This is a genomic window from Shewanella mangrovi (genome assembly GCF_000753795.1).
GTDB classification, from domain to species: Bacteria; Pseudomonadota; Gammaproteobacteria; order Enterobacterales; family Shewanellaceae; genus Shewanella; species Shewanella mangrovi.
In genome coordinates this window covers 14,004-34,506 of sequence record NZ_JPEO01000019.1, presented here as the reverse complement: position 1 = coordinate 34,506, position 20,503 = coordinate 14,004, and the positions used below count along the sequence as shown (strand labels likewise).

Genomic DNA, 20,503 nt, shown 5'->3' with positions numbered 1-20,503 from the left:
GTAGAGCGGCATTGACATATTATGTCAATGCCGCTCATACTTCATCCATGTTCATTCAAGAGGAATATGGATATGGAACATCAAACTTCAGTATTAGCCCCACTTTCAACTGCCGCGCATTGGAGTTTTGCCGGGCTTATCATCTTTCTGATTGTCATCATGTTATTTATTTGGCAAAAGCCAATGCCTGCCACGGCAACTTCAGTTTCTGCCGGTCTCGTGATTGCGACCGTTGGTTTTTTTGGGTGGATGTACTGGCAGGCAAATCACGCTACTTTGCTGGTGGCGCAGACTGATTTACAGATTGATATGCCACTTTATGGTCGCCATATTGCCTTAAGCGACTTGGATTTGACCGGTGCCAAAGTGGTGGATATGCAGAGTCAACAAGCTCCAGCGCTGTCGTGGCGCACCAATGGTGTAGGATTGCCAGGCTACCATTTGGGATGGTTCCAGCTAAAACAGGACGGCAAAGCGCTAGTGGCTGTATCCGATACTCAGCACGTCCTGTTTATTCCGACAAAATTGGGTTTTAGTCTGCTGCTGAGCTCGCCACAGGCGTCCGTATTGCTGCAACAATTACGCGACAGTCAAACGACGACGGCGTCGTAGCATATCGAAGCTAAACACTAGAAGCGCGCTCCAGATAAAGCCAAAGGTGACACTTTTTTCCATATCAAACGGTTCGTGAAACACAATTACGGCCATGACAAACATAATGCTGGGGCCGACATATTGGAAAAAGCCCAGAGTGCTCAAGGGAATGCGCACGGCAGCGCCAGCAAAACACAGTAGTGGAATGGTGGTGATGACCCCGGCTGCCACTAATAACAGATTGAGATGCCAGCCGTTGGTGAGCATGTGCGATGCCTGTTCGCCCTCGGCAAACCACATCACCAACAGTGCTGGCGGCAGTAAAATAGCGGTTTCGACCGCTAACCCCGTCATCGCATCAATGTTGACCTTTTTTCTCAGCAGCGCATAAACCCCGAAAGTTCCCGCCAGCGCAAGTGACACCACGGGAATGGAGCCAAATGAGATCAGTTGAATTGCTACGCCTGATGCAGCAAGTGCTACGGCAAACCACTGCAGTTTGCTCAACCGCTCCGATAAAAACAGTAACCCAAGTACCACGTTCACTAGGGGATTAATAAAATAGCCGAGGCTGGCATCTAAGAGGTGATCATTATTCACCGCCCAGATAAACAAAAGCCAGTTGGCCGCAACCAATATCGAAGTGATGGTCAACACCAGCAGCTGCTTAGGCTGCTTTAGAAGTTGTCTGATGCGGCCATAACCGCCCATGAGCGCAATAAGTATGCCCATCAATACGAACGACCAAACGATACGATGTACGAGGATCTGCAACGGCGCGACTTGCTGGATAAGTTTGAAATAGAGTGGTGCAAAGCCCCAAAAAATATAAGCACTAAGCGCAAGCACTATGCCTTTGCGGTATTCTGTATCGGCCATGTTGACTATGGTGGTCTTGGTGAGGGAGAGAGATTGTGCTGGGTAACTGTCGGTTATTCAAGCAAAAGATGATATGCACCAATTCGTGAGCAGTAATGGTTGCTGATCATTCAATGAATTTAGCTGCCAATTACGGATGCTTAATGCTCAGTGCTTCAGTACAATGTACCCTCCTTAAGTTGTTATGCCGTGTTAATGGAATCAAGTCTCGAAAATTCACCCTTGCCGAAATTGACTGCTGATGTCTCCGCTATGGATGCGGTGCTGCAGCAAGTGTTTGGCTATCGAGAATTCCGTCAGGGCCAACGACAAGTCATTGAGCAGTTACTCGATGGTCAAGATTGCCTTATCATCATGCCCACTGGTGGTGGCAAAAGCCTGTGTTATCAATTGCCAGCCTTGCTGATGCAAGGGCTTACCTTAGTCGTTTCGCCGCTGATTTCGCTGATGAAAGATCAGGTGGATGCACTACAACAGATGGGCGTTAATGCAGCGTATCTCAACTCATCGCTTAGTCGCGATCAGCAATTTCAGATACTGAGGGGCTTACATCAAGGCGAAATCAAGCTGCTGTATATCGCGCCAGAGCGGTTGATGAGTAACGACTTTATCGAGCGTTTACATCACCTGCCGCTTGATATGATTGCCGTTGATGAAGCGCATTGTATTAGCCAATGGGGGCATGATTTTCGCCCTGAGTATGCCCAGCTCGGCAGGCTAAAACAGCTATTCCCAGCACTGCCTATCGCAGCACTTACCGCTACCGCCGATGAAGCCACGCGTCAGGATATTTGTCAGCGACTCAATATTGCCCCTTTCACCTTATTATCCAGTTTTGACCGCCCCAACATCCGCTACACAGTGGCAGAAAAACTCAATGCTGCTAACCAATTACGGCAGTTTATTAAGACGCAACAAGGTGCGGCAGGGATAGTGTACTGCGCTAGCCGTCGCCGCGTGGATGAAGTGGCGAAAGGATTGAGGTTGCAAGGTTTTCACGCTGAAGGTTACCACGCGGGCATGAGCACCGAAGAGCGTGCCAGCGTGCAGGATCGTTTTCTAAAAGAACAGCTCGAAATCGTGGTGGCGACAGTGGCGTTTGGCATGGGGATTAATAAATCCAATGTGCGCTTTGTGGTGCATTATGATTTGCCCAAAAGTATTGAGGCCTATTACCAAGAAACGGGCCGTGCAGGTCGTGATGGTATGCCGTCAGAGGCACTGATGCTGTTTGACCCGGCTGATATTCAGCGGGTGAGGCACTTGATTGACCAAAGTGAACCGGGGCCGCAACAGCAAGTGGAACTGCATAAGCTCAATACTATGGTGGCGTTTGCCGAAGCGCAAACCTGTCGCCGTCAGGTATTGCTGCATTATTTCGGTGAGGCTGCTGAACCTTGTGGCAACTGCGATATCTGTCTAGATCCGCCGAAACGCTACAACGGCACCGAAGATGCGCAAAAGGTGTTGTCGTGCATTTACCGCTTGAAGCAAAAGTTTGGTTTGAATTATGTGATTGAGGTGCTGCGCGGAGGCCGTTCGGCTCCAATAACTGAGCGGGGCCACGATAAGCTGTCTACTTGGGGACTTGGCAAAGATAAGAGCGCGGAATACTGGTTGAGCGTAACTCGGCAACTCATTCATCTAGGGCTTATCAATCAAGATATTTCCCGTGGTTCTAGTCTGCGCTTAACTGAAGCGGCGAGGCCGATACTGCGTGGCGAGTTGGCGTTGATGCTGGCGGAACCGCGTTTAACGCTATCGCACATGACGCACAAGCCGATGACGCATAAAACGGGGAATAGTCGTGCGCCGCTGAATTATGACCGACGACTGTTTGCTCGTTTGAAAACGCTGCGGCGCAGTATTGCCGAAGAATATGATGTGCCACCATATTTGGTGTTTAATGATGCGACCTTGGCGGAAATGGCGGCGAACATGCCGACCACTGAGCTTGAAATGTTAGCCGTCAGTGGTGTCGGCGAACGTAAATGGGCGCGTTTTGGTCAGCAATTTATTGATGAGATTGGCGATTATCTCAGCGAAGTTTGAGGTACGCCTCGTTCTCGCGTGCGAGATAATTGATTGACATTGGCGCGTTTGATCAGTGATTGCAGATTATCTGGTTGTTTCATCTCTGCCATCCCTATCGATGCTGGTTGCATACTGAACATATGCAGTACCGGCTCCAATTGACGTACCACGCGGGTGGCGCCTTCGGCTGATGTATGTGGCAATAGCACGAGTAACTCGTCAACAGAGTGACGAATGATTTTGTCTTGTTCACGTAGTCGATGCGTAGCCTGTTCAATTACATCTGGTAGATCCACCTGCTTGATATGATTGATATTGACAATTAATAAGCTCAACGGATAACCCGCCGCTTTCGCCGTCTCAATCATGGCTTCTACCCATTGTTCACTATCATCAGCGGTTGGCTTACTCACTTTGGGATACCAGTTTTTATAGCGACTGATGATCCAAAAAATAACCGCAACCAGCACCAGTAACAGTGCGTAAATCATGGTATATGCACGTTTTAGTTTTTGCTCACTATTGTTAGTCGCGGCTTTGATTTGCTGTTGTGCTTGAGACTGTTGCTGTTCCTGTAAACTCAACTTGGCTTTGTATTGCATAAATTGCGTGCTATTGAGTTTATCTTGCGCCTGTTGCAGTGCAACTATAGCCGACTGCAACGCTTGATAAGCTGACTCTAGTTTGCCTTGTTTATACAAGATCTCTGCACGAAGTTGCTGTGAAGCCGCGGTGTCAAAAGGTTGGGTGAGTGCTATAGACAATGACAATGAATTATCTGTTTCATTGAGCGCGCCTTCTAAGTCTCCTTGCCGCATTTTTATGCGTGCAGCGAGTCGGCTAATACCTATAGTCCCTGTACTAATACCCAATTTTTCGTACAAGTTTAGTGCGAGATTACTGTATTTACTTGCTTCCGAAAGCTCATTTAGCATCAAGTAGATGGCTGATATTTGCGCGTATGATGGCGCTTTTTCAACATCCGACTGCACTAAGTGCAAGGTTTCAATTGCCTTATTAAGCAGCGAGTTACTCTGTTCTACTTTGCCTTGGTCGAGAGCAACACGAGATTGCATCAGGTAGAGGACATGCCTAATTTTGCCATTCGAACTTGGTTCAGCTTGCGCAAGATTTAAATAGTAATCGGCTTGCGAATAGTCGCCGGTTGCTTGCAGTACAGATGCCATATCTGCATATACGTAGGCTAGAGGAGGGTTTAACCATGCTTCGCTTTGATGTTGGATGTCGGGGTAAATATCCATTGCAAGACGCAGATCTTCAATGGCTGCAGCAAAGTTACTTAATTCATTTTCTGATTCAGCACGCAGCCTTAATACGGAAAAGAGTAGTTGATAGTCACTATTTTTCTTGGCGTAGAGAGCGGTAGAATCTAATAAAGGCAGTGATTGCTTCAGCTCATCCATATCTTGATAAGCCTCTGCTGCACAAACTTCGAAGTAGGGGGCAACTATGTCGAGTTTAGCTTGTTTAGCTCTTAGCTGCCCCTGCTGAGCGATATCAATTGCCGCTGAGTTGTCACCTAACTGAATCATCAACTGACACTTTAGTAGCTGTAGCCGCAGTTGTTCACTAGAAGATAACTTATCCTGATGTTGCTCCAGCTCGCCGATTTTGTTCGCAGCTTGATTCGGAAATTGATAAATCTGAGTAGCGAGGCGATCCATTTCATCGGCATGAGCCAACGTTGCCAAGGTGCAGAGAAACAGGCTCAAGATCCAACTGCGAAAGTCCATTTAATCTCCGTATGGCATTGGTATCATGACTGAAACGACAAGGCGGGATTATAACGTTTTTTCAGCAAATGTGGCTGGTTAAAAATTGATGCATACTGCATTTATTACATTTTGTTGATATGACATATACTCACTATTTCTCAAAATTTGGCGCGTATGAATCATCAAAGTGCAACAAAAATGGAAGATTTAACGATTTCTAGCAAATTGATGTTGACAGAAAACCTTATCACGGTTATTTATTGAACCACTCTGAATTCGGTGAATAATTATCACCGCGAGAATTTTGTAAGAATATTGGCTGACTGGCATGCAAACTAACGTAACTCTCTCTCTCCTCCTCCTTACTCTCGCAGGTGCTGCGCGGAGGAGTTAAGGCTGTTTGCCAGACAGCAAGTACAACTCAAAACCCCGCGCCCATTGTCGCGGGGTTTTTTGTTTTTAACGTATTTTAATCGAAGAAAGTGATCCCCTACGGAGAATCCAGATGTCTGATAAAGTATTTATTTTCGATACCACGCTGCGTGATGGTGAACAAGCGCTGGCCGCGAGTTTGTCGGTAAAAGACAAGTTACAGATCGCAATGGCGCTTGAACGTCTGGGCGTAGACATCATGGAAGTGGGTTTCCCTGTCTCATCTCCAGGTGATTTCGAATCTGTGCAAACCATTGCGCGCACCATCAAAAATTCACGCGTATGTGCGTTGTCGCGAGCGTTAGAGAAAGACATTGATGCTGCGGCGCAAGCGCTGTCAGTAGCTGAGCAGTTCCGTATCCACACATTTATTTCAACCTCGAACATTCACGTTGAAAGCAAGCTGAAACGCTCATTTGACCAAGTGTTAGAAATGGCTGTGGGCGCAGTGAAGTACGCGCGTCGCTTCACTGACGATGTGGAATTCTCTTGTGAAGATGCTGGCCGTACCCCGATTGATAATCTGTGCCGTATGGTTGAAGCTGCCATTGCTGCGGGTGCGCGTACCATCAACATTCCTGACACTGTGGGCTACACCGTACCGAACGAATTTGGCGGTATCATTCAAACCCTGTTTAACCGCGTGCCGAACATTGACCAAGCGGTGATTTCGGTACATTGCCACGACGACTTAGGTTTGTCGGTAGCCAACTCGATTACTGCTGTGCAGCATGGCGCACGTCAGATTGAATGTACCGTCAACGGTATCGGCGAGCGCGCCGGTAACTGCTCGCTGGAAGAAGTGGCGATGATCCTGTCGACTCGCAAAGACGTGATGGGCGTTGAAACCAACATCAATACCAAAGAGATTTATCGCACCTCTCAAATGGTCAGCCAGATTTGCAATATGCCTGTGCAATCCAACAAAGCGATCGTTGGCGGTAATGCCTTTACTCACTCATCTGGGATTCACCAAGATGGCATGTTGAAGGCGAAAAACACCTACGAAATCATGACTCCAGAGAGCATCGGTTTGAACCGTAACCACCTGAACATGACTTCGCGTTCAGGCCGTCACGTGATCAAACACCGCATGCAGGAGATGGGTTACAGCGAAAGCGATTACTCACTGGATCAACTGTATGACAGCTTTTTGAAATTGGCTGATAAGAAAGGCCAAGTATTTGATTATGATTTGGAAGCCTTGGTATTCATGGAAGGTAAATCTGACCGTGAACCGCACTACAAACTGCAGCAGTTGCAGATCCAGTCAGATTCTATTGAAGGTGGTGCTAACGCCACCGTGACCTTGAACATTGATGGTGAAGCGCAAACAGCCAAGGCGCATGGTAATGGTCCAGTCGATGCGACCTATAACGCGATTGCCGAATTGGGTGGTGAACAGATCAATATCATCAGCTATCAATTAGGGGCGAAAGGCCAAGGTCAAAATGCATTGGGGCAGGTGGATATTACAGCTAAATATCGCGAGCAGAATTTCCACGGTGTGGGCTTGGCGACCGATGTGGTCGAAGCGTCTGCCGAAGCATTAATTTACGTGATGAACTTGGTTCGTCGTGCTGATCTGGTGGCAGATCAGAAACAAAAAATCTTAGCAAAAAAGGAATTGGGGGGAGTATGAGTTATCAAGTAGCGGTACTTGCTGGTGATGGTATCGGGCCAGAAGTGATGGTTGAAGCACGTAAAGTGCTGACCGCAGTAGAACAACGTTTTGGTCTGGAGATCAACTACAGCGAGTACGATGTCGGCGGCGCCGCCATTGATAACCAAGGTTGCCCATTACCAGAAAGCACATTGAAAGGCTGTGAAGCCGCAGATGCGATTTTGTTTGGTTCGGTCGGTGGCCCAAAATGGACGCACTTGCCACCTGATGAACAACCTGAGCGCGGTGCATTGCTGCCACTGCGCGGTCACTTCGAGCTGTTTTGTAATCTGCGTCCGGCCAAGCTGCATGCGGGCTTAGAAGGTTTGTCACCGCTGCGTGCTGACATCTCCTCACAAGGGTTTGATGTGGTGTGTGTGCGTGAGCTGACTGGTGGCATCTACTTTGGTAAGCCGAAAGGTCGCCAAGGCGAAGGTGAAGCCGAAGAAGCGTTCGATACTATGCGTTATAGCCGCCAAGAGATCCGCCGCATCGCTAAAATCGCTTTTGAAACCGCTCAGGGCCGCCGCAAAAAAGTGACCTCAATTGATAAAGCTAACGTGCTGGCCTGCTCAGTGCTGTGGCGAGAAGTAGTGGAAGAGGTTGCCAAAGATTATCCAGACGTTGAGCTGGAACATATGTACATCGACAACGCCACTATGCAGTTGCTGCGTCGCCCATTCGATTTCGACGTGGTGCTGTGTTCAAACCTGTTCGGTGACATTCTGTCAGACGAAATCGCCATGTTGACCGGATCTATGGGCTTGTTGTCTTCCGCCTCAGTTAACGGCAGCGGTTTTGGCTTGTTTGAACCAGCTGGTGGCAGTGCGCCAGATATCGCTGGTCAAGGCATTGCAAACCCAGTGGCGCAAATTCTGTCAGCGGCATTAATGCTGCGCTTTAGTCTGCAACAAGAAGAAGCTGCCAGCGCAATTGAACGTGCGGTAGGTAAAGCATTGGCCGAAGGCTATCTGACTGGTGAATTACTGGCAGCGGATCAGCGTCACAATGCCAAATCAACCAGCCAGATGGGTGATTTTATCGCGCAAGCCGTGAGGGAAGGTGTGTAATGGGTAAGACCTTATATGAAAAGGTGTGGGATGCCCACATTGTGGCCGAGCCTGCGGGCGAAGCGCCAATTATTTATGTCGATCGTCACTTAGTGCATGAAGTGACCTCGCCACAAGCGTTTAGTGGTTTGAAAATGGCGGGCCGCAAGCTGCGCGCGCCAGAAAAAACCTTCGCCACCATGGATCACAATACTTCCACCAAGAGCGCCAGCTTAGATGCGTTAAGCCCAATGGCGCGGACTCAGGTGGAAACTTTGCAGCAAAACTGTGAAGACTTTGGCGTGCGCTTGTACGATATTCACCATCCTAATCAAGGCATTGTACACGTGATGGGCCCAGAGCTGGGCATCACCTTGCCGGGCACAGTGATTGTGTGTGGTGACTCGCACACTGCTACCCATGGTGCGTTCGGCGCGCTGGCATTTGGTATCGGTACCTCAGAAGTTGAGCACGTACTGGCAACCCAAACCTTGCGTCAGTTAAAAGCCAAAACCATGAAGATTGAAGTGCGCGGCAGTGTACAAGATGGCATTACCGCCAAAGACATCGTGCTGGCGATTATCGGTAAAATCGGCATGGATGGCGGCACTGGCTATGTGGTGGAATTCTGCGGTGAAGCCATTCGCAACCTGTCGATGGAAGGTCGCATGACTTTGTGTAACATGGCCATCGAAATGGGCGCTAAAGCCGGTATGGTGGCGCCAGATGCCACCACTTTTGAATACTTAAAAGGCCGTACCTTTGCACCGAAAGCCAGCGATTGGGATCAAGCGGTAGCCGATTGGTCAGCGCTGAAAACCGATGAAGATGCGGTGTTTGATGCCACTGTGACGTTGGAAGCGAAAGATATTGCGCCACAACTGACTTGGGGCACTAACCCAGGCCAAGTGGTGGCGATTGATAAACCGGTGCCAAATCCCGCCGATGAAACCGATCCGGTCACCAAAGGCAGTATGGAAAAAGCACTGCAATATATCGGCTTAGAGCCAGGCGTGTTGATGACCGATGTGGCCATCAACAAGGTCTTTATCGGATCATGCACTAACTCACGCATTGAAGATCTACGCAGCGCTGCGGCGCAAATTCAAGGCCGCAAAGTAGCTGCAACCGTGAGTGCGATTGTGGTGCCGGGTTCGGGCCAAGTAAAAGCCCAAGCGGAAGCGGAAGGTTTGGACAAGCTGTTCACCGAAGCAGGTTTTGAATGGCGTCTGCCGGGCTGCTCTATGTGTTTGGCGATGAACGATGACCGTTTGGAACCGGGCGATCGCTGCGCGTCGACCAGCAACCGTAACTTCGAAGGCCGCCAAGGCCGTGGTAGTCGCACCCATTTGGTTAGCCCAGCAATGGCTGCCGCTGCGGCGATTGCCGGTCACTTCGTTGACATTCGTCAGCCAGCAGAGGAGAAGTAACATGCAGGCATTTACTGTACATCAAGGGATTGCCGTGCCGCTGGACAACGCTAACGTCGACACTGACCAGATCATTCCGAAGCAGTTCCTGTCCAAAGTCACCAAAGATGGCTTTGGCGTGCATCTGTTTCACGACTGGCGTTATCTCGATGATGCGGGCGAGCAAGCCAACCCAGAGTTTGTGATGAACCAACCACGTTACCAAGGCGCGACCATTTTGCTGGCGCGGGAAAACTTTGGTTGTGGCTCGAGCCGTGAACACGCACCGTGGGCACTAGCCGATTACGGTTTACGGGCGATTATCGCGCCAAGCTTTGCTGACATCTTTTATGGCAACTCGATCAACAACGGCCTGCTGCCAGTGAAGTTGCCAGCAGAGCAGGTTGAGCAGTTGTTTGTGGAAGTGAGTGCCAGTGAAGGCGTGCAGATCACCGTGGATTTGGAACAGTGCAAAGTGGTGTCACCATCGGGCGCTGAGTTCCCATTCACACTGGCAGAATCTGCTCGCCATAAATTGCTGAATGGCTTAGATGCGATTGGTTTGACCTTGGCCCATGAAGCTGAGATCAGCCAGTACGAGCAAACTGTGCCTGCTTGGCGTGGTTAACTAAACACAGGTCGTAATGGTCGGCCAGCATAGCTAAAAATAGAGGCATTTATGCCTCTATTTTTTTTGTACCTAAATTGTCATTTACCTTTGCTTTCCACGCCTTAATACTCGTGTTACTCAGTAGCGCAAACTGACGTAATGTCATCGAGTGAACAATCAATGGCGCAGCTTTTTTGTAATGGAATGGCCGAATTTTATCCTGCTGCTAGATATTTATGCTGAAAAGTGAAGTCCGCTTAAGTGTACATATGTTCACTAGCACGATTTTAATAACTCACTGAATAATAGCTAAATTTAAGTTTTTACTCTAAAGTCGCTGCTTACTGATAGCGAGTGATATAGCGTTATCGCATCCAGAGTCATTGTTTAAAACGTTTGTTTTATAGTGATTAAGTCTGTTATTAATCACTTAGCGGTGTTATCTGCTGTTTTTGGCTTTTTGCTTGCAAAGATATTCTACAAAAGTAAACTCGCATGCCAGAAAAACAATAAGCTGTACTCCATTTTCGAACTCACAATAAGAGAACAACAATGACTCAAAAATTCAAACTGACACTGGTATCAGTGGCGCTTTTGGGGATGGGCGCTCAGTTACCTGTTCATGCTGCAGGCTTCCAATTGGCTGAATCTTCTGCCACAGGTTTGGGCCGTGCCTTTGCTGGTGAAGCAGCATCGGCAGAGAATCCATCAGTACAAGCACGTAACCCGGCCATGTTGAGTTATCTGAAAGGTCGTCAGGTTTCAGTAGGTGCCGTGTATGTGATGCCATCAGTAAACACGCCAGGCACCTTATCAATTGATTCACCATTATTGCCGCAGACGATCACTATGGACGCGAGCGTAGATGACGTGGCCAATAACGCGGTAGTGCCTAACTTTTATTACTCTAGTCAGCTTAATGATCGCTGGACATGGGGATTGGCGGTTAACTCAAACTATGGCTTAGAGACCGAGTTGCCTGCAACGCATGCTGCCTCAATCTTTGGCAACAAGACCTCAGTCACCACGGTAGAGCTCAACACGAATATTGCCTATAAGATCGATCGTCATTTCACCGTCGGCGGTGGTATGCGCTTTGTTTACGGTAAGGGTGAAATTGGGGCTACTGCACCAGCTTGGATCGATGCTATTGGCGCTATTCCTACCGTACCCGCTGCGGTAGCTGCACAACTACCGCCATCTGGTACTGAGCTGAAGCATCTGAAAGGTGACGATTACGGTATGGGTTGGCGCGCTGGTACTAGCTGGCAGATCGATGACAACAACCGTATTGGTTTAGCCTATAGCAGCAAAGTGAAGCTTGATTTAGACGGGAATGCGCGCGGTGTAATGTACACTGGTGGTTCTGCCACTGTGCCTGGTTACATTCCGTTAGAGTTGCCTGCATTTGCTGAGCTGGCGTCTTATCATCAGATCACCGACGACTTTGCTTTACAGGCGAGTATCAACTGGACTGACTGGAGCAGCTTTGATGAATTAGTTGTGTACTTCCCACACGATGAAAAGCCGCTGTCTGGTGCAGAATCAGATCTGGTTAAAGAAGAGCATTTCAAAGATAACTGGCGTTACTCTGTCGGCGGTACTTACCAAGCGAGCAAGGCATTGACGTTGCGTGCAGGTGTTGCTTTGGATAAAACTGCGGTGGCAGACAAAAACCGTACGATTACCATTCCAGACAGTGATCGTTTATGGTTCAGCATAGGTGCTGGCTATGCGTTGACTGATGCGATGACGCTCGATTTAGGTGTGACCTATATCAAGGCGCGTGGTGAGTCACCCATCAATGAAACTCAATCATTGTTGAACTTGGCGCAGGTTACCTACAACGGTGAGTCAGTTGGCCACGTATGGTTGGCCGGATTGCAGTTAACATACAAAATGTAAGCTGTGCTCAGTCGTTAAAAAAGCCTCGCTAAGCGAGGCTTTTTTGTCGGCAGCTGAAACTACACGGTAATATCGATAATGGCACCACTATCCGATGATGCAGCTGATTGTTCAGGTTCACGATTTTGTGGTTGGCGACGATTGCCCTTACGGCGTTCGCGTGCAAACGGTCGCTGTGCTTTACGTCTTTCAACACGTTTACGACGTTCTTGCAGATGAGGTGTAATCGCCTTTTGCTCATTTTCATGCTCAGGCGCAACTTCAGCTGAGTCGCTGACCTGCTTTACGTCTCGTTTGCTCTTGTATTGATTCGGCGGTGGTAACGCCTGCATCGCATAGATAGTTTCTAAGCCCATATCGTTTACCTTACTCTCTGTCGTTACACCTGCTTGTTGTTATATTTGACACCTCTACACACATATTATCGGCAAAAATTGCACAAACTTTAACCAAAATTAGGTGGTGGCAAATTAGTTGACGCTTGTGTGGTAATTGTAAGAATTTAGTGAAAATGGGGAAAACAACCCGCTGAGATCCACTTTTGTAGGTTCAAATGCCAATTCACTGGTGAATCATGTTCCTTATCGAGCTGATATATAGTGACAAATTCCCACAATGCTCCACTTTTTTGACGCCTATCTACTTTCCTGTAACACGCCGCTAACCCGCTTGGCGACTGGATTTAAACGGGATCCGATCGCTTGACAAGCTTTATTGACTGTCCCTACACTTAGCATTTGTGGGAATTTGTGGATCAATGTGGATCTTTTAACACGATAAAGGAGAGCCGGATGTTTTCCGGAGCCAGTGCCCTTAACTTGGATGCCAAAGGCCGGATCGCGATGCCAACGCGATACCGCGAACTTTTGCGCGCCAATCATGAAGGCAAGCTGGTTGTCACTGTTGATATCCAATCTGCATGCTTACTCATCTATCCATTGAATGAATGGTTAGTGATTGCTGACAAGCTGCAGAAGCTTTCTGATACACAGCCACAAGAGCGGGCAGTGAAACGCCTGTTGCTCGGGTACGCACAAGAATGCGAACTCGATGGCAATGGCCGCATTTTGGTCACGCCGCCGCTACGTAAATATGCAGCACTCGATAAAAAGCTGATGCTGGTCGGACAGCTAAATAAATTTGAACTATGGGATGAGCAACTGTGGCAGCAGCAGTTGGATGACAGTTTGGCGCTTATCCGCACCGAAGGCATTACGGCCAGTGATCGTCTGGCTGATTTTTCGCTTTAAGTGACACTAAATTAAAGAAGAGACAAATGAGCGAAAACTTTGCGCACCTATCGGTTTTACTTAATGAAGCCGTGGAAGGGTTAAACATTCGTCCTGATGGCATCTATATAGATGGCACTTTTGGTCGTGGCGGTCATTCGCGTCAGGTGCTGGCACGTCTGGGAGAGCATGGCCGCTTGATTGCTATCGATCGCGATCCGCAAGCCATTGAAGCGGCCAAAGCGTTTGCTGATGATAATCGCTTTACCATCGTACACGGTGGTTTCGGACAGCTGGCAGAATACATCGAGTCGATGGGACTCACAGGCAAGATTGACGGCGTACTGTTGGATTTAGGTGTGTCATCGCCGCAGCTCGATGATGCGGAACGTGGCTTTAGCTTTTTACGTGATGGCCCGCTCGATATGCGCATGGATAATAGCAAGGGCGAAACAGCTGCTGAATGGATAGCGCGCGCTGATATCGATGATATGGCGTGGGTATTCAAAACCTATGGTGAAGAGAAAAATGCGCGCCATATTGCCCGTTGTATTGCCGCTGATCGCGACCAAACGCCATTCCTGCGTACTAAAGATTTAGCCTCGTTGATTGAACGTATCACCAAGCATAAAGAGCGTAATAAGCATCCGGCCACGCGGGTGTTTCAGGCAATTCGTATCTATATCAACAGCGAGTTAGAACAAATTAATCAAGCACTTGAAGGTGCAGTAACGGTATTGGCACCACATGGTCGTCTGTCGGTGATCAGTTTTCATTCGTTAGAAGATCGGATGGTGAAGCGTTTTATTCGCAAATTTAGCCAAGCCGAAGAAGTGCCTTATGGCTTACCGGTAACTGAGGAACAACTCAACCGTAATCGTAAATTACAACCGATTGGTAAAGCGATGAAGCCGTCAGAGCAGGAGTTGACGCTCAACCCCAGAGCCCGTAGCTCAGTGTTGCGCGTCGCCGAACGGTTAGCGGATTAATTGTCGATGACGGCAACTAAGCAGCTCAATCTCACCCGCATTGTGATTCTCGACATTTGGCATCACAAGTGGATGATTTTAGTTGGTTTTGCCGTGATGTTGAACGCTATTGCGGTGGTGTATACCAGCCACATTAGTCGTTCACAAACGAGTCAGTTAGATAAATTACAGCAAGAACGGGATCGACTGGACATCGAATGGCGCAATCTGCTGCTGGAAGAGCAGTCGTTAGCAGAGCATAGCCGTGTCACCCGAATTGCCACTAAGGATTTGGATATGGAACGTCCCTCACCAGGTCAAGAGGTTATAGTGAGACTGCCATGAAAAAGCAGGCGAAAAGGATTACCAAACCTGAACCAATCCACTGGCGTTTAAAGCTGGTGGTTTTTTCCGTATGCGCGGTTTTTTTCTCGCTGGTGGCGCGTGCCGCTTATATTCAGGTGCTTGAGCCTGGGCGACTGCGCCATGAAAGCGATATGCGGACACTCCGCACCACGTCAAATGAAGTACAACGTGGTTTGATTACCGATCGCAACGGTGAAATGCTGGCGGTCAGTGTGCCTGTGCGGGCGGTATACGCCGATCCTAAAGTGGTGTTTGATGAAAATGGCTTTGAAGATATGCGTCGTTGGCAAGCATTGGCCGATGTGCTGCATGAGCCGGTAGATGAAGTGCTTGCCCGGGTGCGCGATAACCCGAAAAAACGTTTTACCTACTTAAAACGACAAATTACCCCGGAAGTGGCGAATTATATTCGGCAGCTCAAGCTGCCCGGCATATATCTCAAAGCTGAATCTCGTCGCTACTATCCAACCGGTGAAATTACGGCTCAGTTGGTGGGGATCACCAATATTGATGATGTGGGCATTGAAGGCTTAGAAAATACCTACGACAACTGGTTGACGGGAACGCCGTCAAAACAGAAGGTGCGTAAGTCTCGCGACGGTCGCGTGGTAGAGCGACTCGATATTATTCAGGAAGGCGAAAGCCCCAACGATCTAGTATTGAGCATCGATCAACGCATTCAACAACTGGCTTATCGCGAATTGAAACGTGCCACCGAAATGTATCAGGCAACTTCTGCATCTTTGGTGATGATAGATGTTCGTACTGGCGAAGTCTTAGCGATGGCTAACACGCCTTCCTATAACCCTAACTCCCGTGATCATTTGCAAAGTTACCGTATGCGTAACCGCGCCTTGGTGGATGCCTATGAACCGGGATCTACGGTAAAACCTTTTGTGGTGGCCGCGGCACTACAAGCTGGGATTGTGAAGCCGGGCGACAAAGTGGATACCTCGCCAGGTTGGATGCGTATTGGTGGTCAGCAGGTGCGAGATAGCCGCAACTACGGTGATATCACGCTAGCGATGATCCTAAAAAAATCCTCCAATATGGGTATCAGTAAGTTGGCGTTAGAAATGCCAATCCAACACTTACTGGGTACCTATCAATCATTGGGACTAGGTGGCTACAGCGGCATTAATATGACGGGCGAAAGTCCTGGCCTAGTACCAGAACGTCACCGTTGGTCTGACTTTGAGCGCGCCACATTGGCGTTTGGTTATGGCTTGACTGTGACACCACTGCAGTTGGCGCGTATGTACGCTACATTGGGCAGTGGCGGTATGCTTTATCCATCCTCCATTTTCAAATTGAAGCAAGCGCCGGAAGGTAAGCGCGTGCTATCAGAAGATGTCGCCAAAGAGGTGCTGAAAATGCTGGTGGGTGTCACCGAGGAAGGCGGCACAGGCACAAAAGCGCATATCGATGGCTATCCGGTCGCCGGGAAATCGGGTACCAGCCGTAAAGCGGTTGCCGGCGGTTATGGTGATGACTATGTAGCACTGTTTGCTGGCGTTGCGCCTGCCAACGATCCACGCCTGGCAATGGTCGTCGTAGTGAACGAACCCAAAGGCGATCACTACTATGGTGGTGATGTGTCTGGTCCGGTATTTGGTAAGGTGATGTCAGGTGCGTTGCAGATGCTCAACGTTGAACCTGCCAGCACGCGCGAGCTAGTGCAGTTAGCTGGTACACCGGGAGGTCAGCCATGATACTCCTCAAAGATCTGCTGGCACCTTGGTTTCATTATGCAGGTAACGAATCAGTCGCTGCGCCGACAATTGATAGTCGTAAGGTCGTTAACGGCGGCTTGTTCTTGGCGGTGCCCGGTTACCGAGTTGATGGCCGCGAATATATCGCGGCAGCGCAAAGTAACGGTGCGACAGCGGTATTGCGTCATACCGATGTGCCGGATGAACACGGCCATGTGCATCGCGAAAATGGCTTAGTTATCGATTTTTTCCAGTTGAATCGGCAGTTGTCCGCAGTAGCGGCACAGTTTTTCCTGCCGAAAGGTTGGCACACCCGTGTGGTGGGGGTTACTGGCACCAATGGCAAGACTTCGGTAACTCAGTTGATTGCGCAATGGGTCGAGTTGCTGGGCCAGCAAGCGACCGTGATGGGCACTATCGGTAATGGTCGGCTGAATCAGCTGATTGATACTGGCAATACCACCGCGGATGCGGTCACCGTAATAACACAGCTGAACGACATGTCGCAGCAACAGATCGATGTTTGCGCGATGGAAGTTTCCAGCCACGGTTTAGTGCAAGGGCGTGTGGATGCGGTGCCGTTTGAAGTGGCGGTATTTACCAACCTTAGTCGTGATCATCTCGATTTTCATCACAGCATGGAAGCCTATGCCGCGGCCAAAAGACGGCTGATGGCATTTCCGAGTGTGAAACATGCGGTGATTAATCTGGACGACAGCGTGGGGGCTGCTTGGTTTCAAGAACTTGGCGAATTGGCGTTAGGTTTTTCATTGCAAAATGACACCTCTGCCACAATTCGCGCGCATTCAGCTCATTATCATCATGCCGGCATGACGGCGCAGATTCTATGGCCCGAAGGTATGGGAACACTTAACACCTCGTTGTTAGGCGAATTCAATCTTGCCAATCTGTTAGCGGCACTGTCCACGCTATACGCCATGGGCTATTCAATGCCGCAGCTGCTTGAGCTAGCACCTAGATTACAACCTGTCGCTGGTCGTATGGAATGTTTTACCGCAGCTGCTGGCTATTCGATTGTTGTCGATTACGCCCATACTCCAGATGGTCTAGATAAAGCGTTGCAAGCGGCACGTAGTCACTGTGACGGTACACTCTGGTGTTTGTTTGGTTGCGGAGGTGATCGCGATAAAGGCAAACGGCCTCAAATGGGCGCCATTGCAGAGCGCTTAGCCGATCGCATTATGGTGACTAGCGATAACGTGCGCAGTGAAGATCCCGTCGCGATTTTAGACGATATTCGCGCAGGTTTATTACAGCCTGACGCGGCACTATTTGAAGTTGATAGAGAAACCGCCATTAAGCAAGTAGTGGCATTAGCTAAGCCAGGCGACGTGATTTTACTGGCAGGCAAGGGACATGAGACTTATCAAGAGATTAACGGAAAACGTCGGCATTACGATGAACGCGCGTTGGCGCAACAACTCTGCGGAGGTCATGAATGATTGCCTTAACGTTGGGTGAGATTGCCATCGCCTTAGGTGCGCGGTTAGTACCGTCGTTGGCATTGGACATCGTGGTAAATCGCGTGACCACCGACAGCCGCGTCGCAACAGACAGCCTGTTCATCGCGCTTAAAGGTGAACGTTTTGACGGTCATGATTATGCGCAAAGCGCTATCGACGCTGGTGCGATGGCGTTGTTGGTTAATCGTGAATTGCCTATCGCTACACCGCAATTGGTGGTAGCTGATACCCATAAGGCATTGGGTCAGTTAGGGAAATTAGTGAGCGATCGAATAGCGCCCCGTTGTGTTGCCTTAACTGGCTCTAACGGCAAAACCAGTGTCAAAGAGATGGTCGCGTCGATTTTGGCGCGCCAATTTTCGGTGCTCTATACCGCAGGTAATTTCAATAATGATATCGGTGTACCGCTCACGGCGCTGCGGTTGACGCCAAAGCACGAATACGCAGTGTTTGAGCTCGGTGCTAATCATCCAGGTGAGATTGATTACACCTCCAGCATAGTACGGCCACAAGTGGCATTGGTGAACAATGTAGCCAGTGCGCATTTGGAAGGCTTTGGTTCAGAAGCCGGTGTCGCCAAGGCTAAATCAGAGATTTTCCGCCATCTTACAGCAGACGGTATCGCCATTATTAATGCCGACGATCATTATGCTGACGTCATGCGTCAGGCAGCTGCGGGCCATCGTCAGTTAGCGTTTTCCTGTCAAGACGCGGCCGACGTGATGGCCAAGCAGTTGAGCAGCGATATCGGTGGGCGTTATCAGTTTGTGTTGGAGTACAAGCTGCAGCAGCTCGCTATCCAACTGCCATTAGCTGGGCGTCATCAGGTGAGTAATGCATTAGCGGCGGCCGCTATCTGTATTGCGCTGAACGTGCCATTGGCCGTTATCAAAGCGGGACTCGAAGCTATGAAACCGGTGAAAGGGCGCATGGTGCCGCATGAGTTTGGCCGAGTGTTGTTGGTGGATGACAGTTATAACGCGAATCCGGCATCGGTCACCGCAGCTATCAATTGGCTGACAGAATTATCAGGATTTCGCGCCTTGGTACTGGGCGACTTAGGCGAATTAGGCGACAATGCCGCGCTTTTACACCGCGAGCTCGGCGAGCAGGCAAAACAGGCTGGCGTATCAGCACTCTATTGCTGCGGTGACTTAACGCAAAATACCAGCGAAGGATTCGGCACTCCACATCTGCAAGATGTAGAGCAACTGGTGCATAAATTAATAACAGATATCAAACAGCATACTGGGAAGGTCACTGTATTGGTAAAAGGTTCTCGCAGTTCGCGCATGGAGCGAGTTGTCGAAGCCTTAATAGCGGCGCAAGGGCGTGGGGAGTTAGTGTAAATGCTGGTTTATCTGGCGGAGTATCTGACCCAGTTTTATACCGGGTTTAATGTGTTTTCTTATGTGACCTTCAGAGCCATTCTCGGCTTGCTGACGGCGCTCAGCTTTTCACTGTGGTGGGGGCCAAAACTGATCCAAAAACTGCAATTGCTGCAGATTGGTCAGGTAGTACGTAACGATGGTCCAGAGTCGCATTTTAGTAAGCGCGGTACGCCAACCATGGGTGGGTTACTCATCCTCGCAGGCATTTTCCTCAGTGTGTTGCTGTGGGGCGATCTTGATAACCGCTATGTGTGGGTGACGCTGTTTGTATTAGCGGCCTTTGGCCTTATTGGTTTTATGGATGACTACCGCAAAGTGATCCGCAAAGATCCGAAGGGGCTGGTGGCGCGTTGGAAGTATTTTTGGCAGTCAGTATCTGCACTGGTGGTGGCTGTTTACTTGTATTACACCGCTGGCGTAGCGGGGGAAACTCAGTTAGTGGTGCCGTTTTTTAAAGACGTGATGCCGCAGTTGGGTGCTGTCTTTATGGTACTGGCCTATTTCACCATTGTCGGTTCTAGCAATGCGGTGAATTTGACCGATGGTCTCGATGGCCTAGCAATAACGCCGACAGTGATGGTGGCTGCAGCATTTGCCTTGATTGCTTATTTGTCTGGTCACGCGCAGTTTGCGGCGTACCTGAACATTCCGCATCTACCAGGCGCCAGTGAGTTGGTTATTGTGTGTACCGCCATCGTGGGAGCCGGATTGGGCTTTTTATGGTTTAACACCTATCCGGCGCAAGTGTTTATGGGCGATGTTGGCTCGCTGTCGCTGGGTGCGGCACTCGGCACAATTGCAGTATTGGTGCGGCAAGAGATTTTGTTAGTGATCATGGGCGGCGTATTTGTGATGGAAACCGTGTCTGTGATTTTGCAGGTAGGGTCGTACAAATTGCGTGGCCAACGGATTTTCCGCATGGCACCGATTCATCACCACTACGAATTAAAAGGCTGGCCAGAGCCGCGCGTGATTGTGCGCTTCTGGATCATTTCGCTGTTTTTGGTGTTGCTGGGTTTGGCAACGCTGAAACTGAGGTAAG

17 protein-coding genes are annotated in these 20,503 nt (G+C 49.3%); 14 read left to right on the top strand and 3 right to left on the bottom strand.

The features are described from left to right. The first annotated feature begins 72 nt into the window (after positions 1 to 72). Entirely contained in the window at positions 73 to 612 is a 540-nt protein-coding gene (locus HR45_RS19130; protein WP_052074808.1) for a PH domain-containing protein, read from the top strand. Here the strand turns inward: HR45_RS19130 and rarD are convergent. Then, on the bottom strand, positions 580 to 1,473 hold the full coding sequence (gene rarD, locus HR45_RS16445; RefSeq protein WP_037445198.1) for an EamA family transporter RarD: 894 nt from the start codon (positions 1,471 to 1,473) through the stop codon (positions 580 to 582). The genes HR45_RS19130 and rarD overlap by 33 nt on opposite strands. Positions 1,474 to 1,725: 252 nt before the next feature. Here rarD and recQ point away from each other — a divergent pair, with 252 nt between their 5' ends. Beyond that, the gene (gene recQ / locus HR45_RS16440) at positions 1,726 to 3,525 is read left to right on the top strand and encodes a DNA helicase RecQ (protein ID WP_052074811.1); all 1,800 of its coding nucleotides are present in this window, start codon (positions 1,726 to 1,728) and stop codon (positions 3,523 to 3,525) included. Here recQ and HR45_RS16435 read toward each other — a convergent pair. Continuing rightward, positions 3,507 to 5,261, bottom strand: a complete 1,755-nt coding sequence (locus tag HR45_RS16435) for a hypothetical protein (protein ID WP_037445196.1) — start codon at positions 5,259 to 5,261, stop codon at positions 3,507 to 3,509. The genes recQ and HR45_RS16435 overlap by 19 nt on opposite strands. 487 nt (positions 5,262 to 5,748) lie before the next feature. Between HR45_RS16435 and leuA the strand changes: the two genes are divergently transcribed. The 5 genes from leuA to HR45_RS16410 all read left to right on the top strand — a co-directional run bounded on the left by leuA (position 5,749) and on the right by HR45_RS16410 (position 12,311). Further along, positions 5,749 to 7,317 (top strand): 2-isopropylmalate synthase, encoded by a 1,569-nt coding sequence (gene leuA, locus HR45_RS16430; protein ID WP_037445194.1) that lies wholly within the window; start codon positions 5,749 to 5,751, stop codon positions 7,315 to 7,317. Beyond that, positions 7,314 to 8,408, top strand: a complete 1,095-nt coding sequence (gene leuB / locus HR45_RS16425) for a 3-isopropylmalate dehydrogenase (protein ID WP_037445191.1) — start codon at positions 7,314 to 7,316, stop codon at positions 8,406 to 8,408. The genes leuA and leuB overlap by 4 nt, the downstream gene beginning before the upstream one ends. Continuing rightward, positions 8,408 to 9,817 carry a 3-isopropylmalate dehydratase large subunit gene (gene leuC, locus HR45_RS16420; RefSeq protein ID WP_037445189.1) on the top strand — a complete coding sequence of 470 codons (1,410 nt, stop codon included), beginning with the start codon at positions 8,408 to 8,410 and terminating at the stop codon, positions 9,815 to 9,817. Before leuB ends, leuC begins: the two co-directional genes overlap by 1 nt. A 1-nt stretch (position 9,818) precedes the next feature. Next, complete coding sequence (gene leuD, locus HR45_RS16415) at positions 9,819 to 10,424, top strand: 3-isopropylmalate dehydratase small subunit (protein WP_037445187.1); 606 nt, start codon at positions 9,819 to 9,821, stop codon at positions 10,422 to 10,424. Positions 10,425 to 10,958: 534 nt separating this feature from the next. Beyond that, positions 10,959 to 12,311, top strand: a complete 1,353-nt coding sequence (locus HR45_RS16410; protein ID WP_037445185.1) for an outer membrane protein transport protein — start codon at positions 10,959 to 10,961, stop codon at positions 12,309 to 12,311. Positions 12,312 to 12,370: 59 nt separating this feature from the next. Here HR45_RS16410 and HR45_RS16405 read toward each other — a convergent pair whose 3' ends face one another. Then, positions 12,371 to 12,667, bottom strand: a complete 297-nt coding sequence (locus tag HR45_RS16405; RefSeq protein ID WP_037445182.1) for a hypothetical protein — start codon at positions 12,665 to 12,667, stop codon at positions 12,371 to 12,373. Positions 12,668 to 13,102: 435 nt separating this feature from the next. Here HR45_RS16405 and mraZ point away from each other — a divergent pair, with 435 nt between their 5' ends. The 7 genes from mraZ to mraY are packed head-to-tail and all read left to right on the top strand — an operon-like array spanning position 13,103 to position 20,502. Further along, complete coding sequence (gene mraZ, locus HR45_RS16400) at positions 13,103 to 13,561, top strand: division/cell wall cluster transcriptional repressor MraZ (RefSeq protein ID WP_037445181.1); 459 nt, start codon at positions 13,103 to 13,105, stop codon at positions 13,559 to 13,561. A 26-nt stretch (positions 13,562 to 13,587) separates the two neighbouring features. Beyond that, positions 13,588 to 14,529, top strand: coding sequence for a 16S rRNA (cytosine(1402)-N(4))-methyltransferase RsmH (gene rsmH, locus HR45_RS16395; RefSeq protein ID WP_037445179.1), 942 nt, complete (start codon positions 13,588 to 13,590; stop codon positions 14,527 to 14,529). Positions 14,530 to 14,535: 6 nt separating this feature from the next. After that, positions 14,536 to 14,853 carry a cell division protein FtsL gene (gene ftsL / locus HR45_RS16390; protein ID WP_037445178.1) on the top strand — a complete coding sequence of 106 codons (318 nt, stop codon included), beginning with the start codon at positions 14,536 to 14,538 and terminating at the stop codon, positions 14,851 to 14,853. After that, complete coding sequence (locus HR45_RS16385; RefSeq protein WP_037445177.1) at positions 14,850 to 16,586, top strand: penicillin-binding transpeptidase domain-containing protein; 1,737 nt, start codon at positions 14,850 to 14,852, stop codon at positions 16,584 to 16,586. Before ftsL ends, HR45_RS16385 begins: the two co-directional genes overlap by 4 nt. Then, positions 16,583 to 18,049 carry a UDP-N-acetylmuramoyl-L-alanyl-D-glutamate--2,6-diaminopimelate ligase gene (gene murE / locus HR45_RS16380; protein WP_037445176.1) on the top strand — a complete coding sequence of 489 codons (1,467 nt, stop codon included), beginning with the start codon at positions 16,583 to 16,585 and terminating at the stop codon, positions 18,047 to 18,049. The genes HR45_RS16385 and murE overlap by 4 nt, the downstream gene beginning before the upstream one ends. Next, complete coding sequence (locus HR45_RS16375) at positions 18,046 to 19,419, top strand: UDP-N-acetylmuramoyl-tripeptide--D-alanyl-D-alanine ligase (RefSeq protein ID WP_037445175.1); 1,374 nt, start codon at positions 18,046 to 18,048, stop codon at positions 19,417 to 19,419. Before murE ends, HR45_RS16375 begins: the two co-directional genes overlap by 4 nt. Beyond that, entirely contained in the window at positions 19,420 to 20,502 is a 1,083-nt protein-coding gene (gene mraY, locus HR45_RS16370) for a phospho-N-acetylmuramoyl-pentapeptide-transferase (protein WP_037445174.1), read from the top strand. Position 20,503 lies beyond the last annotated feature (1 nt).